The following is a 17,193-nucleotide window of genomic DNA, read 5'->3' as shown; positions in this document are numbered from 1 at the left end:
TTATTTTATCCTACAAATATTATGAGGTTTAATTAAAGGGCGAGAATTTCATGTACAAAACAAGAAATAAAAATAATATAGTACAATGATATTAATCAAAGGTGAAATGATTTAAATCATCAAAAAGATATTTACCAATAAGTTTTGGATTTTTTCTTATTCAAATAATAGAGTAACTCTAATAAAAAAGTGAGAGCTTCAATTTGGGTTACTCTCTAGGTTTTCTTTTATTGAGATTAATTACAATTTAGTTTATAAGCATCGAGAGATAGTCCCGAGTCCCAATCTCCTACTTTTGTGTCAATTTGATCTTGATTTACTTGAATACAGGTTAAAAGGTTATCAGAACATTCTAATTCCAACAAATTAATATTCTTACTTACATCCAAATTGGTTAATTGATTATTTGTACAGAATAAATGACCTAAATTTTTAAGACTACTTAAATCTAAACTAACTAATTCGTTCGAAATACAAACAAATTCATTTAGAGCAGTGTTTGTGCTTACATCTAAATTAGTGAGTTGGTTATCAGAACAATCTAACTCTAATAAATTTGTACACATTTTTATATTTAAACTGATAAGTTGGTTTTCAAAGCATCTTAAAATGATTAAATCTTTTGCGCCCTTGACATTTAAACTAGTTAGTTGGTTATTTTGACAACCAAGATAGGCCAAAGCAGCATTCTTGCTTATATTTAAACTTGTTAGATGGTTACTTTGGCAATCAAGATATGATAAAGCATTATTTTTACTTAAATTTAAACTAGTGAGTTGGTTATTAATGCAAACTAACTTTATTAAGTTAGTACACTTCCTAACATCCAGCGTTTCGAGCGAATTACCCCAGCATGACAGATATTCTAGACGCTTATTATTTAAGTCTAATTTAGTGAGATTGTTCCAATTGCAATTTAACTCGGTTAAACTTTCAAAATCCTCAATTCCAGTTAAATCACTAATATTCTTATTATTTACAACTAAGGTTGTTATTTTATTAATATTTACCGTAGGTAAATAATCATCTAATGGTCCAAAGTCATACCCTAAATCAATTAGTGCTTGTTCAAAATTGTCATCTGGCACATAGGTTAAAGAATAATTTGAAGAACAATTTAATGAATAATCAGCACCGTCATCCTTTGTCCAGCTTATGGGTATATTTTCTAATTGCGTTTGGTTAACTTCAATACAAGTTAATAAGTTAAAGTGACATGCTAAAAGTACCAAATCTATATTCTGACTTACATTCAAATTAGTTAAGCGATTGGAATAACATTGTAGATATTCTAAAAATGCAAATTGACTAACATCCAAACTCTTAATTTTGTTGTTTGAGCAGTCAATATTCTGTAGAGAATTGTGCTTACCCAATTTAATACTTTGAAGTTCGTTATCATCGCACCACAAAATACGAAGTGCTTCACTTTGACTAACATCCAAATTTTTCAACTTGTTATTAGTAGTATGTAAAATTTCTAATTTTGGATTCTGACCAACTTTTAACATTGTAAGATTGTTCGTATAGCAATGCAAATAAACTAATTCCTGATTTTGGCTTACATCCAAACTTTCAAGATGGTTATTAAAACAATCCAAAATAGTTAATGATGGAGCTCCACTTATGTTTAAATTTTCGAGTTGGTTATCAAAACATCTTATTGTCACTAAATTAGGGCTATTTCCAACATTTAAATGTTTAAGCTGGTTATTAAAACATAATAATTCTTCCAAGGAATTTGATTTACACAATTTTAAGATTTTAAGTTGATTATTATAACAAACCAAAATCTCAAGTTTCTCATTTTTACTTAAATCTAATTTAACAAGATTATTTTTAGCGCAATTAAGGTATGTTAAACTTTCAAAATATTCTATTCCTTTTAAATCTGAAATATTCATTATTGGAATATTTATATTTGTTACACCTAGGGCGTTACTTTTTAACATTTGGCCATCCAAGATATCATCATATCCTTCCAAAATTAGATACTGTTCAAAATTTGAATCAGGGACTTTAAAGTATATACTACCTTTTGAGGCAGTTTCTTTCTTGCTTGATAATTCTTCTACTTGAGAATTTAAGAGCTCATCTTCTTGGCAATTTTGCAATAGAAATGTAAATCCAATCAATAGCGAAAATAAGCACAATTGACAACTTGTTACTCTCTTTACATTATTCATAATATTTAATTTTAATTCAATTCTAACTTATGGGTTGTTATTTTAGGAGTGAGAAATCAATTACTAAAAAAGATATAAATTTGATGAGATACAATGATATCAACCAAAAATATTAATGATTGTTATCACCAATACAAGCAATTTTCAAAGATCTAAGGTTTTAATCAGTACGTTAAAAATGTATTTATCTGAATAACAAGGTGTTGTAAATTTTGTGAACTTTATAGGATTAAAGGGCATAATTCCTACTTTAATTATTTTTATTTAAATGGCTAAATAGTTTTTTTATTCATCATCTTTTTAAGTTAATAAACCTGGTTTTTTAAGTTAAAAAAATGTTAGATAATTTATATTATTGCGACAAACAACCTAAAATGTTTACTTTTATAAAATAAAATTTTATTTAGAATGAGCACTAATCTTGAAGAGCATTGGAATAATGCTTATAGAAAAACCCCTATAAATAATTTAGGCTGGTATGAAGAAAAGTCTACTCCCTCATTGAGTTTAATTAATGAATGTAACTTACCTAATAATGCCGCTATTTTTAATGCAGGAGCTGGAGCAACAACTTTAATTGAGCAGTTATTAAAAGAAGGGTATTCTAATTTAATTGTAAATGATATTGCATCGTCTGCGCTCACTGAATTGAGTAATGGTTTAAGTAAATATAAAAATTCTAGTATAAAATTTGTAGTTGATGATTTAACAAATCCAAATGAATTATTTAAACTTAAAAATATTGATTTATGGCATGACAGGGCAGTATTGCATTTTTTTATTGAGCAAGAACAACAAGACACTTATTTTAATTTGTTAAAAAAAGTGTTGAAACCCAACGGTTATGTTATTTTAGCAGAATTTAATCTAAATGGCGCCAAAAAGTGTAGTGGATTAGATGTTTTTAACTATAATGAAACAATGTTACAAGACAGACTAGGAGAAGATTTTAAATTGTTAAATTCTTTTAATTATACTTATATTCAGCCATCTGGGAATACACGCGAATACGTTTATACATTATTTCAAAGAATTAATAGTTAATGAAAGTTCATCATCTACCTTTTCAAAGTACAGGTTATTTTTCAAAACTTATTTGTGACTATTTGGATAAAAATCCGAATTTGTCTAATTATTACGGGAATTTTCCAGAAATAGCTGGTTTTAAAAACCAGATTGAATTAAAGTCCAATTTTGATAAAGCAAAAAGAAAAACGCTGGTTTCATCGCTTATAAATCAATATAAATCAATTAGTGAAAGTGAACAAACAAATAACAATATTGATTTATTAAAGCAGGAAAATACCTATTCAATAACAACAGGTCATCAGTTAAATATTTTTACAGGTCCGCTTTATTTTTTATATAAAATAGTTTCAACTATTAATTTAGCAAGACAATTAAAAGCAGCATTTCCATCAAGTAATTTTGTACCTATTTATTGGATGGCAACCGAAGACCACGATTTTGATGAGATTAATTATTTTAATTTTAAACAGCATAAAATTAGTTGGAATAGAGAAAGTAGTGGAGGAGTTGGAAGATTGAAAACTGATGGTTTTGATACCGTTTATAACGAGTTTTGTTCACAATTAGGAAATTCAACAAATGAAAATTATATTAAAAATTTATTTAAAGAGTCTTATTTAAAACATGACAATTTAACGGATGCAACACGTTATTTGGTAAATGAGTTATTTGGAAAATATGGTTTGGTAATAATAGACGGTGATGATGTTGATTTAAAAAAGGAATTTGCTCCAATTGTTAAAGATGAATTATTAAACAATACCTCCTTTACAGAAGTTACAAAAACAATAAAAAATCTAGGAAGGGATTATAAAATTCAAGTAAACCCAAGGGAAATAAATTTATTTTATTTAAAAGATAATTTAAGGGAACGCATTGTATTTGAAAATGACTTGTATAAAGTAAATGATACTTTAATTACTTTCACCAAGGATGAAATATTAGAGGAAATAAAAAATCATCCTGAAAGATTTAGTCCAAATGTGATTATGAGACCACTTTACCAAGAAACAATTTTACCAAATCTATGTTATATTGGCGGTGGTGGAGAATTGGCTTATTGGTTTCAATTAAAAGAATATTTTGATAAAGTAAATACACCATTTCCAATTTTACTATTAAGAAATTCGGTGTTGTTAGTATCAAAAAAGCAACTTAGTAAGTTAGATAAATTGAATATTTCTTTATCTGAAATATTTCTAAAACAAGAGAATTTAGTCAATAAAAAAGTAAATGAAATTTCAGAAATAAATATTGATTTTTCCAATCAAAAAATATTTTTACAGCAGCAATTTGATTCCTTGAAAGAACTTGCCAAACAAACTGATTTTTCTTTTATTGGAGCAGTTAACGCTCAGGAAGCTAAACAATTAAAAGGTTTAGAGAATTTAGAGAAAAGGTTATTGAAAGCACAAAAACGAAAACTTACTGATGAAGTTAATCGCATTAAATTGTTGCAAAATGAATTATTTCCAAACAACAGTTTAGAAGAACGTACTCGTAATTTTTCAGAAATATATTTGGAGTTTGGCGAAACATTAATTCCTATGCTTTTAAATGCACAAGAACCTTTGAAACTTGAGTTTTTAGTGATAGAAAATTAAATCGTTTTAAAAACAGCCACTGACTTTTTAAAAGTAAATTTAACCTCATTTACTTTTTGAGTTTTAATTTTTTTAGCATCATTTTCATCTAATTCAAAATCGATTTCTGTATAAAAGACATTTGAATTTTTTATTTTATTTGATTCTATTGTAGTGTTATCTGATGCTAAAGTAATTTCTTCATTTTTAAATATAAAAGAAATAGTACAGCCAGTTCTTTTAATATTCGCTTTTGTATCACCAATAATTACTGTTTTTAAATATGGAAACCCACCAAGTTCTTCAATATCAGCATATACAATATTGGTTTCGTTTTTGGCGTATTTTGTACCACCTTTATAATCTATTTGATCAATAACATTTGCAGCTACTACAGTTGCCTCTTTTGGTTTAAATATTTTTGAAAATGAGAATGCCATATTTTGCAATTACTTTTTTTATTAATTATGATATGCTGTGTTGTGTGCTAATGCGCTTCCACAAGATTTACAATTAGATGCTTCTCCAGCACCACCAGTGCAACCATTACTACAAGTATAATGATATACTCCTAAAGCATTTTGAGCAGGAGATGGAGCTGCAGTATTTGTTGTAGTCTGAGTATTTTTTGGGACGTTAAGTGGTCCGTTTTTTAAAAAATCGTCATTATGAAAAGCCTGATTGTGAGTGTATGGTGTATTACAGGTAGCACAATTTCCAGCAACCGCTCCTCCGCTATTTTCGCATTTATTAGCACAAATATAATGTTGCACTTTTGCAGTTTGTTTTGAGTCTTTTACAGTTGTTTTTGGTTTTTCTTCTTTACAAGAAAATGAGATTACACAAATTAATAGTAAAAATATTTTAAATGTTTTCATAAAGTTTATTTAGAGTTTTGATTACTCAAGAAATTAAAAATTGATTCCAAATATAATAAAAATAAAATTCCCTTTAATTTCCTATATATTCTTGATTTTAATAAAAAAGTCCAAACAATTGCGCTTGGACTTTTAAAATATATTTAACTTATATTATAAGTGAATCACTTCATCATACGCATCAGCAACAGCTTCCATAACAGCTTCACTCATTGTTGGATGAGGATGAATTGTCTTTAAAACTTCATGTCCTGTAGTTTCTAGTTTTCTACCTAAAACAGCTTCAGCAATCATATCAGTAACACCAGCACCAATCATATGGCAACCTAACCACTCACCATATTTTGCATCAAAAATTACTTTAACAAAACCATCAGGAGTTCCAGCAGCTTTTGCTTTTCCAGATGCAGAGAACGGGAATTTTCCAACTTTTAAATCGTATCCTTGTTCTTTGGCTTGTACTTCAGTTAAACCAACACTTGCAATTTCAGGTGTAGCATATGTACAACCCGGAACGTTTCCATAATCAACTTTTTCAGTATGTAAACCAGCAAGTTTTTCTACACAAGTAATACCTTCAGCAGAAGCAACGTGTGCTAATGCAGGACCAGGTACAACATCACCAATTGCATAATATCCCGGGATATTTGTTTGGTAAAAGTCATTTACTAGTATTTTATCTCTATCAGTTACAATACCAACATCTTCTAATCCAAGATTTTCAATATTAGATTTAATTCCGACAGCAGAAAGAACGATATCAGCTTCTAAAATTTCTTCACCTTTTTTGGTTTTAACAACTGCTTTTACACCTTTTCCTGAAGTATCAACTGACTCTACAGATGAATTAGTCATTACTTTAATTCCAGATTTTTTGAAAGATCGTTCAAATTGTTTTGAAACATCAATATCTTCTAAAGGAACTAAGTTTGGTAAAAATTCTACAATGGTAACTTCTGTTCCCATTGAATTGTAAAAATGAGCAAACTCAACACCTATAGCACCAGAACCTACAACAATAAGTTTTTTAGGTTGTTTTGGTAAGGTCATGGCTTGTCTATATCCAATAACTTTTTTACCATCTTGCGGTAAATTAGGTAATTCTCTAGAGCGCGCTCCAGTCGCAATTATTATATTAGTAGCACTGTATTCAGTTACTTTACCATCAGCATCAGTAACATCAACTTTTTTACCAGTTTTAATTTTTCCGAAACCATCAATAACGTCAATTTTATTTTTTTTCATTAAAAATTGAACTCCTTTACTCATTCCTTCAGCAACGTTTCTGCTACGTTTAATAACTGCATCAAAATCTTTATCGATTGCTTCAGCTTTTAAACCATATTCGTCTACATGCTTCAGATAGTCATAAACTTGAGCACTTTTTAATAGCGCTTTGGTTGGAATACAACCCCAGTTTAAACAAATCCCACCTAAATTTTCTTTTTCAACTACAGCAACTTTAAATCCAAGTTGAGAAGCTCTAATAGCGGTAACGTATCCTCCAGGACCACTTCCAATAATAATTACGTCGTATTTCATTCTTTAATCTTTAGTAAATTACAGCGCGAATTTACAAAGATTTTCAATAAAAAAACTTATAATGATATAAGAAATACATAAATAGTACACATATATTTAAATTGTTAACTATGGGAATATTAGATTCAATTAAAAAATTATTCGGTAGCGCTAAAAAAGTTACAAAAAATACTTTTGAAGAAGTTAAAGATTTAGCTGAAGATGCTATGGAAGCCACAAAAGATGTGCGTGAAAATGCAAAAGAAATGGCAAGTAAAGCTATGGATAAGGTGAAAGATGTTGCTGATGATGTTTCGGAATCTGCGGAAGAAGTATTTAAAAAAACTAAAGATAAAGTTGGTGATGTTGTCGAAACTGTATCTGATAAAGTTGAAGATTTCGCGAAAGGTGGAAAAAATATTGCTAAAAAAGTAAAAGAAAAAGGTAAAAATACAACAGATAAAATAGAAGAAGACTTATCTGATAATATAGAGGTATAGAAATTTATAAAACAAAAAAAGGTTAGCAATGCTAACCTTTTTTTGTTTTATAAATTAATTACTACATTCTACTAGGAACATTTATTCCTAATAATTTAAATGCTGATTTTATAATTTCTGATACTTTAGAAGATAATTGCGTTCTAAATATTTTTTCATTCAAATCTTCACATCCTAAAATTGGCACTGTTTGATAAAAAGAATTATAAAGCTTTACTAATTCGTATGTATAATTAGCTATTAATGCCGGACTGTGATTGTTAGCAGCACTTTGAATTGTTTCTGGAAATAATAAAACTTGTTTCATTAATTCTTTTTCTTTGCTATGTAATTCAATATCAGTTATTTCTATAGAGTAGTCAAAATCTGCTTTTCTTAAAATAGATTGAATTCTTGCATAGGTATATTGAATAAAAGGCCCGGTATTTCCTGCAAAATCAACAGATTCCTCAGGGTCAAATAAAATTCTTTTCTTTGGATCTACTTTTAATATGTAATATTTTAGAGCTCCTAATCCAATAGTTTTGTATAATTCTTCTCTTTCTTCTATTTTATAACCTTCTAATTTACCTAGTTCTTGTGAAATTTCTCTGGCAGTATTTGTCATTTCTATCATTAAATCATCTGCATCAACAACAGTACCTTCTCTAGATTTCATTTTTCCACTTGGTAAATCTACCATTCCATAAGATAAATGGTATAAATTTTTAGCCCAATCAAATCCTAATTTTTCTAAAATTAAAAATAAGACTTTAAAATGATAATCTTGCTCATTTCCAACGGTATACACAAGTTCGTCTAAATCGAAATCTTTAAAACGCTCAATAGCAGTTCCAATATCTTGAGTCATATAAACAGCAGTACCATCGGATCTTAAAACTATTTTTTCATCTAAACCTTCATCAGTTAAATCAATCCAAACAGATCCATCTTCTTTTTTATAAAAAACACCTTTTTTAAGTCCGTCAGCAACTACATCTTTTCCCAATAAGTAGGTGTTACTTTCATAATAGTTCTTGTCAAAATCAACACCAAGTTCTTTATATGTTTGGTCAAAACCTTCATAAACCCATTGGTTCATTGTTTTCCAAAGTTTAACTACAGCTTCATCTCCAGCTTCCCATTTTAAAAGCATTTGCTGAGCTTCTAATAAAATTGGAGCTTGTTTTTTTGCTTCTTCTTCAGTTTTTCCTTCAGCAATAAGTTGAGCTATTTCTTTTTTATATGCTTTATCAAAAGCTACATAATAATTACCAACTAATTTATCACCTTTTAAACCTGTACTTTCAGGAGTTTCCCCGTTTCCAAATCGTTGCCAAGCCAACATACTTTTGCAAATATGAATTCCACGATCGTTAATAATTTGAGTTTTATAAACTTTTTTACCTGAAGCTTTCATTATTTCGGCAACTGAATAACCCAATAAATTATTTCTAATATGACCTAAATGCAAAGGTTTGTTAGTGTTTGGTGAAGAATATTCCACCATTACAGCTTTTTCATTAGCTTTTGGCGAAGAAAATCCAAACTCTTTAGTATTTTTTATAGTATTGAAATTTGATACAAAATAAGAATCAGAAATCACTAAATTTAAAAAGCCTTTTACAACATTAAAATCGGAAACTTCATCAACGTTTTCTTTTAAATATTCACCAATTTGTGTACCTATTTCTACTGGGTTCCCTTTTACAAAGCGTAAAAATGCAAAAACAACAATTGTTATATCTCCTTCAAAATCTTTTCTTGTAGCTTGAAATTCGACAGATTCAATATCTGTTTTGTAAATTTCTTTAAACCCTGCTTTAATTGCTGTTTCTAAAATGTTTTGCATATTTTTTTGCTAAATTATTTCGAAATGCAAAAGTACTAAATTCAATATTATTTTAACTGTTTTATAAACTCAAATTCAGTAAAATCAAAATCTGGATTTGGAACATCTATATGCAACTTAGTAATTTCTCCATTTTTATTTAAATCAAACCATAATTTTCCTTCTGGTAAAGAACTTAAGTGCTTTGGAAATCTGAATGTAAAAATGTGGTGATTCCAATGATTTAAATAAGCATAAAAAATTGGGGTTGCATCCATTTTAAAATGAAGTAGGTTATTTTGTTCTGAAACCGTAACCGTTCCATACATTATATCTTTAAAAACACCCGTATATTTCTTTAATTCAAAGTGGTTTTTATTTAATTTGCCTCTTTGTAATTCACTTTTATTATGTTTTACTATAGCAATACTATCACTAGATTTTTTATAATTTAAATAATTAGCTGACCAGTCATTTCCATTTAAATTATTGGTGATTAAAACTTCTAAAATTTTCTTTGTTAAAGCACTTGGAACCCAGTTTAAACTATTGGTTAGTATTACAACTCCCAGTTCTTTTCCAGGAATAAAAAATGACTTTGAAATCATACCATCGTAACCACCTCCGTGTGAAATAATTTTAACTCCTTCATAATCCTGAAGATTCCATCCTAATCCATAGGATTTAAAATGTACATTTTCTGTGTTTTTACCAACTTCAAAGTTTACATGTGGTGTTGTTAATTTATTGAAGCTATTTTCATTAAAAAAAGATGTTTCTTTGAAATTACCTTTATTAATATTTAACTGTAACCATTTAGAAAAGTCGTTAACTGAGCTAATTATTGCTCCTGCAGGAGCAATATTATCCCAATTTACCCAATTAAGTTCTTGGTTTTTTTCATTTTCATAATAATAAGGTGTTGCAACATTTGTTGTTTTTTTAATTTGAGTGGTTGAAGTTAAAGTTCTATTCATTTCAAGAGGATCAATAAAATTATTTTTAATGTACTCTTGCCAAGATTTACCAGAGATTTTTTCAATAATTATTCCAGCGGTTAAATAGGCAATGTTAGAATAGCCAAATGTTGTTCTAAATTCGTATTTAGGTTTTAAATATTTTTGAGCAGCAATTATTTCTTCTGCAGTTAAAGTAGTTCCATACCATAATAAATCTCCACTAAAAGTTTCTAATCCACTTCTATGGCATAACAAATCTGTAATAGTAAAATTTGCAGTTACATAATCGTTATACATTTTAAAATAGGGTAAATAATCAATCACTTTATCATCCCAATTTAGCTTGCCTTCTTCAATTAACTTCGCAATTGCAGCCGCTGTAAACGCTTTAGAATTGGAAGCTACTGCAAATAAAGTATGGTTATCTACTTTTGTCTTTTTTATAATATTTGCAAAACCATATCCTTTGCTAAAAACTATAGAATCGGCATTTACTATTGCAATTGCCATTCCGGGTACTTGCCATTCGTCTAAAGATTTTTGAAAATAAGTGTCTAAATGATTTAATTGTTCTTTTGTTTGTGAAAACAGTGTAATGCTAACAAAAGAAAGAAGGATAAAAAGTTTAAAAAATTTCATAAAATAGATTTAGGTTACGAATTTAATAATAAATATAATTGCTGATACAAACAACTAACATTTATATATTTGCAGTATGGAAAATTTTTTAAATGAACTGCCAGAATTAGCAAAGGAAAAATTAGTTGAGAATAAAAAATATTTTCAGAAACTAAAAAAGAGAACACCAAAAAATTTAGATGTGGTTATGCAAGAATTACATACTAAAGAGTTTAAAAAAACGGACTGTTTAACTTGTGGAAATTGTTGTAAAACAACCAGTCCAATATTTACAGAAAAAGATATTCAGCGTATATCAAAGCATTTTAAAATGAAAGTTGTGAATTTTGTTTCACAATATTTAGAAAGAGATGCCGATGATTTTTATGTTTTAAAAACTTCACCTTGTTCTTTTTTAGATTTGAATGATAATTCTTGTATGATTTATGATGTAAGACCTAAAGCCTGTAGTGAATACCCACACACTAACCGAAGAAAATTCATTCAAATTACAGATTTAACCTTAAAGAATATAGAACTTTGTCCGGCTACTTATAATATTATTGAGGCATTAAAACTGAAATTACCATTATAAAATAGTAATTTATTTTAACGGGTTTTTTATTTAGCATTTTATAAATCGAAAACGTTTTTGTACTACAAAATGTCTTGTTATTGTTTTTAAACAATCTGTACTTATTTTAATAGTTTATATTTAAAATGTTATTGAATAGCAGAATTAACAAAGTTCAAATGATTAATTATGAATAAAATTTTAAGATGGTCAATTGTTGCTGCTTTGGCAGGTTTTCTTTTTGGCTTTGATACAGTTGTTATTTCCGGAGCAGATAAAAAATTACAATTATTATGGGGTTCTTCAGATGCTTTTCATGGTTCTGTAGTAATGGCAATGGCTTTATGGGGAACTGTTGTAGGAGCCTTGTTTGGGGGAATTCCAACCAACAAGCTAGGAAGAAAAAACACCTTAATAATTATCGGTTTATTTTATGTGGTTTCAGCAATAGGCTCATCATTGGTCAATGACCCATGGAGTTTTGCTTTTTTTAGGTTTTTGGGAGGTTTAGGTGTTGGAGCATCAACCATTGCGGCACCGGCTTATGTTTCTGAAATTGCACCGGCAAAAAATAGAGGTCGTTTAGTAGCACTCTACCAATTTAATATTGTTTTGGGTATTTTAATCGCTTTTTTGTCTAATTATTTATTAAGAAATATTGGTGAAAATGCTTGGCGTTGGATGATAGGAATAGAGGCATTTCCTGCTATTATATACACATTATTAGTGTTTTACGTTCCTAAAAGTCCAAGATGGCTTATTTCAAAAAACAAAATTTCAGAAGCTAAGGAAGTATTGGAAATTATCAATCCGAATGAGAATATAGATGAAGTTCTTGCCGAAATTAAGGCCGAAAATGAGAGAGAGCTCCCTGGAGAAACTATTTTTATGAAAAAATATAGGTTTCCATTAATCTTGGCATTTTTTATAGCATTTTTCAATCAACTTTCAGGTATAAATGCCTTTTTATATTACGCGCCAAGAATATTTGAAGAGGCTGGTCTAGGAGAAAGTACAGCATTGTTAAGTAGTATTGGTATTGGTGTTACCAACTTAATATTTACCTTGTTAGGTGTTTCTTTAATAGATAAATTAGGTAGAAAAACATTAATGTACATTGGCTCTGTTGGATATATTATATCATTAGGATTAGTATCAACAGCATTTTTTCTAGGATGGCAGGGAATGGCAGTTCCAATATTTTTATTTTTATTTATAGCTTCACATGCAATAGGACAAGGTGCTGTAATTTGGGTATTTATTTCTGAAATATTCCCGAATCATTTAAGAGCAAGCGGACAATCATTTGGTTCGTCAACACATTGGGTATTAGCAGCCATTATTCCTTCTTTAGTGCCAATGTTATTCTCAACAATTGGGGCTGGAGTTGTATTTTTAATATTTACAATTATGATGGTTTTCCAATTGCTATTTGTATTTTATGTAATGCCGGAAACAAAAGGAGTTTCGTTGGAAGAGCTGAGTAAAAAATTAATCAAACAATAGAAATATAGGTATGAAAACTAATTCTTTTAAATTTCTTTTTCTAATTGCATTTTTAATGACGTTGCTTGTTGGTTGCGATAAAAAACCAAAAACAGCAACTGAAAAACCTTCTTTTTTAAAAGACTCAATTACCGGGGAACAATACAGACCAAATTTTCATTTTACACCTAAAACGGGCTGGATGAATGATCCTAATGGAATGGTTTTTTATGAAGGTGAATATCATCTTTTTTATCAATTCTATCCTGATGATAATGTTTGGGGGCCTATGCACTGGGGACATGCAGTTTCAAAAGACATAATACGTTGGGAACATTTACCTATAGCGTTATATCCAGATGAATTGGGTTATATTTTTAGTGGTAGTGCGGTAATTGATTGGGAAAATACTTCTGGATTTGGGACAAAAAAAAATTCTCCAATGGTTGCAATCTTTACGTATCATAGTATGGAAGGTGAAAAAGCTGGAACTATAGATTTTCAAACACAAGGAATTGCATATAGTATAGATAAAGGTCGGACCTGGATTAAGTATCAAAATAATCCAGTAATTACAAATCCAGGGATTAAAGATTTTAGAGACCCTAAGGTATTTTGGTATGCGAAAGAAAATAAATGGATAATGAGCTTGGCTGTTAAAAACCACATAGCGTTTTATAGTTCAAAGGATTTGAAAAGTTGGAAGCTTGAAGGCCAGTTTGGTGCTGATAATGGAAGTCATGACGGTGTTTGGGAATGCCCGGATTTATTTCCGTTAATAGATCAAAATGGAGTTGAAAAATGGGTGTTATTAGTCAGTATTAATCCGGGAGGTCCACAAGGAGGTTCTGCTACACAATATTTTATAGGTGATTTTGACGGAAACACATTTACAACATCTGAAAAGGAAATTAAGTGGTTAGATTACGGCGCTGATAATTATGCAGGAATTACGTTTAGCGATATACCTGAAAATGATGGAAGAAGATTATTTATGGGATGGCTTAGTAATTGGCAGTATGCAAGAGAAGTGCCAACATATAGTTGGAGAAGCGCAATGACGATTCCTAGAGAATTAACATTGCAAGAAACTGAAAATGGATATATTGTAAATAGTATACCAGTTGAAGAACTTCAATCGATTTTATCAAAAGGAATTATTGAAAAAAACAACGAATTTGAAGTTTTAGCAGCTACTTATTTATTAGAAATTGATAAAATTACTTCGGAAGCGTTTAGTATAAATTTAGCGAATCGTTTAAATGAAGTTTTGAAAATATCTGTGATTGAAGATAAATTATTTGTTGATAGAAAATTAGCAGGAATTGGTTCTTTTAATGATGTGTTTCCTGCGATTCATGAAGTTCCTCTTAATGGAATTAGAATTCATAAAATAGAGGTTTTTGTTGATAAGGCATCTATAGAAATTTTTATTAATAACGGAGAAAGAGTAATTACAGAATTGGTTTTTCCAAACGAACCTTATAAAAGTATTTCTATTAGTGGTGATGCAGAGTTGGTAACTATTTATCCAATTGATTCAATTTCTGAAAACTAAAAACGTTTATTTATACATTAAGTATTTTGCTCTAATTTTTTTAAACGCTTCAATTTTTGGTTGCCAGGAATCGTGAATTTCTTTGGCAGTTAATCCGTTCTTAATTTGATTTTCTAATTTGGTATTACCCGCGTGAACTGTAAATGTTGGGCCAAAAAAGTTTTCAGTTTTAGGGGTTTTATTATAGGCATCAATTAAATACTCAATGTTCACAGAGTTTAATTTTTCAACATTTTTTAAATTTACACCATAGCATAATTTCCCATCATGTTTTGGATATTTTGAACCGAAATTTGGCTGTGGGGTATAGCTAAAATCACTTTCAGAAAAAAATGGAGCGCCATATTGTTGAAACTGATTTTCAGTTCCTCTTCCTGCATTTATTGTTGTTCCTTCAAAAAAACCAAGACTTGGATATAAGTTTATAGACTTATTATTTGGTAAATTTGGAGAAGGTCTGATTGGGAGATTATACTCACTATTATGTGTATAATTTTTTAAAGGAATAATAGTTAAATCACATTTTACATTGTTTTTTAGCCATTTTTCTCCATTTATTAGTTGAGCATATTCTCCAATTGTCAAACCATAAACCAACGGAACAGGGTGCATACCAACAAAACTTTTATGCTCAGTTTCCAAGGTTGGCCCATCAACATAATGTCCGTTTGGGTTTGGTCTGTCCAAAACAATAACAGGAATTCCATTTTCGGCACAGGCTTCCATAACATAATGTAATGTTGAAATATAGGTGTAAAACCGCACTCCAACATCTTGTATGTCAAAAACAACAATATCAATTCCATTTAATTGTTCGTTGGTTGGCTTTTTGTTTTTACCGTATAAAGAAACAATTGGCAGACCTGTTTTTAGATCAATTCCATCTGCTATTTCTTCACTGGCATCAGCTTTCCCTCTAAAACCATGTTCTGGAGAAAACACTTTTTTTATGGTAATCCCTTTAGTTAATAAGCTATCAACCATATGTGTATAGTGTTCGTCTTTAAAAATTACAGAAGTTTGATTTGCAACTACGGCAATGTTTTTATCTTTTAAAAGTTGTAAATATAAATTAGTTTGCTGGGCTCCAGAAAGAATATCTTCAATTAAAATTGAGTCAGTTTTGCTTGCAATATTTGTTGGGTTTGATTGTGTTTTAGAATTTTTAGATTGCCCACAAGAAATCAAACTAAAAAACAATAAAAAAACCAATAAGAAATATGTATTTTTGAACGACATTGAAATCATAAATAAAATTGAATTACGAATTATTTCTTGCAAAACGTATAATTGCTGCAAAACAGTATAAAAGTAGTATTTCATCACCAATAATAAAAATTGCAATTTTGGCTATTGCAGTGGGAATGGTTGTTATGATGATTGCAATTGCAACTGGTTTTGGACTACAACAGAAAATTCGTGAAAAGCTTTCGGGTTTTAATGGCCATATTCAAATCACAAATTTCGATAATAATAATTCGGAGATAACGCTAGAACCTGTTTCTAAAAATCAGGAATTTTATCCGGAATTTAAGAATGTTAGTGATATTAAAAACGTTCAGGTATTTGCCACAAAAGGTGGAATTATAAGAACTGAAACCGATTTTGAAGGAATCATCTTTAAAGGTGTTGCTAAAGATTATGATTGGACTTTTTTTGAAGAATATTTAGTTGAAGGGAAAATTCCTGATTTTTATGGGGAAGTATCAAATGATGTTTTAATTTCCAAAGAAATATCGAACCGTTTAAATATTAATTTGGGGGATAAATTCAATATCCTTTTTGTAAAAGAAAATCCGTCAAAAGCTCCTTGGATACGAGTAGTTAAGGTAGTTGGTGTTTACAATTCTGGTTTTCAGGAGTTTGATGAGAATTTTGTAATTGCCGATATTAGACATATTCAAAAAATGAATAGATGGACTGAAGATGAAGTTGGAGGTTTTGAAGTTTTAATAAATGATTTTAAGGATATTAAAATAAAAAGTGATGAAGTTTATACTCAAACAGCTTCAACGTTAAATAGCCAAAGTATTATGGATAAATATCCAGGTATATTTGAGTGGATTAGCCTTTTTGATAATAATATTTACCTAATAATTGTTATTATGATTTTGGTTGCAGGTATTAATATGATTACTGCTTTGTTAGTTTTAATACTGGAAAGAACTCAAATGATTGGTATTTTAAAAGCCTTAGGGAGTAATAATGTTAGTATAAGAAAAGTATTTTTATACAATGCTGCTTATTTAGTTTTAAAAGGGCTTTTTTGGGGAAATTTAATTGGATTAACAATTTTATTTATTCAAAAGTATTTTGGTGTAATTACCTTAAATCCGGAAACTTACTACGTTAGTGAAGCTCCCGTATATTTGGACTTTTGGTATATAATTTTATTAAATATAGGAACGTTGTTACTTTGTTTAATAATGTTAATAATACCAACATTAATTATTTCAAAAATTGACCCAGTTAAATCTATAAAATTCGAATAG

At 29.2% G+C, this 17,193-nt stretch carries 14 protein-coding genes; 7 read left to right on the top strand and 7 right to left on the bottom strand.

Annotated elements, in window-relative coordinates:
* Positions 1-236 precede the first annotated feature (236 nt).
* On the bottom strand, positions 237-2,186 hold the full coding sequence (locus CHB63_RS05420) for a leucine-rich repeat domain-containing protein (protein ID WP_089377381.1): 1,950 nt from the start codon (positions 2,184-2,186) through the stop codon (positions 237-239).
* Positions 2,187-2,594: 408 nt separating this feature from the next.
* Here CHB63_RS05420 and CHB63_RS05415 point away from each other — a divergent pair, with 408 nt between their 5' ends.
* Both CHB63_RS05415 and bshC read left to right on the top strand, forming a co-directional pair.
* Positions 2,595-3,230, top strand: a complete 636-nt coding sequence (locus CHB63_RS05415; protein ID WP_089377380.1) for a class I SAM-dependent methyltransferase — start codon at positions 2,595-2,597, stop codon at positions 3,228-3,230.
* A complete protein-coding gene (bshC, locus tag CHB63_RS05410) occupies positions 3,230-4,819 on the top strand; it encodes a bacillithiol biosynthesis cysteine-adding enzyme BshC (RefSeq protein ID WP_089377379.1) in 1,590 nt (529 codons plus the stop codon). Before CHB63_RS05415 ends, bshC begins: the two co-directional genes overlap by 1 nt.
* On the opposite strand, the gene CHB63_RS05405 is transcribed toward bshC, so the two are convergent.
* The 3 genes from CHB63_RS05405 to lpdA all read right to left on the bottom strand — a co-directional run bounded on the left by CHB63_RS05405 (position 4,816) and on the right by lpdA (position 7,218).
* Complete coding sequence (locus tag CHB63_RS05405) at positions 4,816-5,238, bottom strand: hypothetical protein (protein ID WP_089377378.1); 423 nt, start codon at positions 5,236-5,238, stop codon at positions 4,816-4,818. The two genes, bshC and CHB63_RS05405, sit on opposite strands and share 4 nt — an antisense overlap.
* A 21-nt stretch (positions 5,239-5,259) precedes the next feature.
* Complete coding sequence (locus CHB63_RS05400) at positions 5,260-5,676, bottom strand: hypothetical protein (RefSeq protein WP_089377377.1); 417 nt, start codon at positions 5,674-5,676, stop codon at positions 5,260-5,262.
* A gap of 153 nt (positions 5,677-5,829) precedes the next feature.
* A complete protein-coding gene (gene lpdA, locus CHB63_RS05395; RefSeq protein WP_089377376.1) occupies positions 5,830-7,218 on the bottom strand; it encodes a dihydrolipoyl dehydrogenase in 1,389 nt (462 codons plus the stop codon).
* A gap of 110 nt (positions 7,219-7,328) precedes the next feature.
* On the opposite strand from lpdA, the gene CHB63_RS05390 reads away from it, so the two are divergent.
* Positions 7,329-7,697, top strand: a complete 369-nt coding sequence (locus CHB63_RS05390) for a hypothetical protein (protein ID WP_089377375.1) — start codon at positions 7,329-7,331, stop codon at positions 7,695-7,697.
* Between the two features lie 61 nt (positions 7,698-7,758).
* On the opposite strand, the gene argS is transcribed toward CHB63_RS05390, so the two are convergent.
* Together argS and CHB63_RS05380 are read right to left on the bottom strand one after the other, a co-directional pair.
* On the bottom strand, positions 7,759-9,528 hold the full coding sequence (gene argS / locus CHB63_RS05385; protein ID WP_089377374.1) for an arginine--tRNA ligase: 1,770 nt from the start codon (positions 9,526-9,528) through the stop codon (positions 7,759-7,761).
* Between the two features lie 47 nt (positions 9,529-9,575).
* Positions 9,576-11,105, bottom strand: coding sequence for a serine hydrolase (locus tag CHB63_RS05380; protein ID WP_089377373.1), 1,530 nt, complete (start codon positions 11,103-11,105; stop codon positions 9,576-9,578).
* Between the two features lie 76 nt (positions 11,106-11,181).
* On the opposite strand from CHB63_RS05380, the gene CHB63_RS05375 reads away from it, so the two are divergent.
* The 3 genes from CHB63_RS05375 (at position 11,182) to CHB63_RS05365 (ending at position 14,701) form a co-directional block, all read left to right on the top strand.
* On the top strand, positions 11,182-11,679 hold the full coding sequence (locus tag CHB63_RS05375) for a YkgJ family cysteine cluster protein (RefSeq protein WP_089377372.1): 498 nt from the start codon (positions 11,182-11,184) through the stop codon (positions 11,677-11,679).
* A gap of 168 nt (positions 11,680-11,847) precedes the next feature.
* Positions 11,848-13,164, top strand: coding sequence for a sugar porter family MFS transporter (locus CHB63_RS05370; RefSeq protein ID WP_089377371.1), 1,317 nt, complete (start codon positions 11,848-11,850; stop codon positions 13,162-13,164).
* Between the two features lie 10 nt (positions 13,165-13,174).
* Entirely contained in the window at positions 13,175-14,701 is a 1,527-nt protein-coding gene (locus tag CHB63_RS05365) for a glycoside hydrolase family 32 protein (protein ID WP_089377370.1), read from the top strand.
* A 6-nt stretch (positions 14,702-14,707) separates the two neighbouring features.
* On the opposite strand, the gene CHB63_RS05360 is transcribed toward CHB63_RS05365, so the two are convergent.
* Positions 14,708-15,949: an exo-beta-N-acetylmuramidase NamZ family protein gene (locus CHB63_RS05360; protein WP_089377596.1), complete on the bottom strand. Its 1,242-nt coding sequence runs from the start codon at positions 15,947-15,949 to the stop codon at positions 14,708-14,710.
* Positions 15,950-15,957: 8 nt separating this feature from the next.
* Here CHB63_RS05360 and CHB63_RS05355 point away from each other — a divergent pair, with 8 nt between their 5' ends.
* Positions 15,958-17,193: an ABC transporter permease gene (locus tag CHB63_RS05355; RefSeq protein ID WP_089377369.1), complete on the top strand. Its 1,236-nt coding sequence runs from the start codon at positions 15,958-15,960 to the stop codon at positions 17,191-17,193.

Origin of the sequence: Lutibacter flavus, from assembly GCF_900188355.1 — a bacterium.
In the GTDB taxonomy this organism is placed as follows: Bacteria; Bacteroidota; Bacteroidia; order Flavobacteriales; family Flavobacteriaceae; genus Lutibacter; species Lutibacter flavus.
This window is presented reverse-complemented; position numbering and strand designations above follow the sequence as displayed.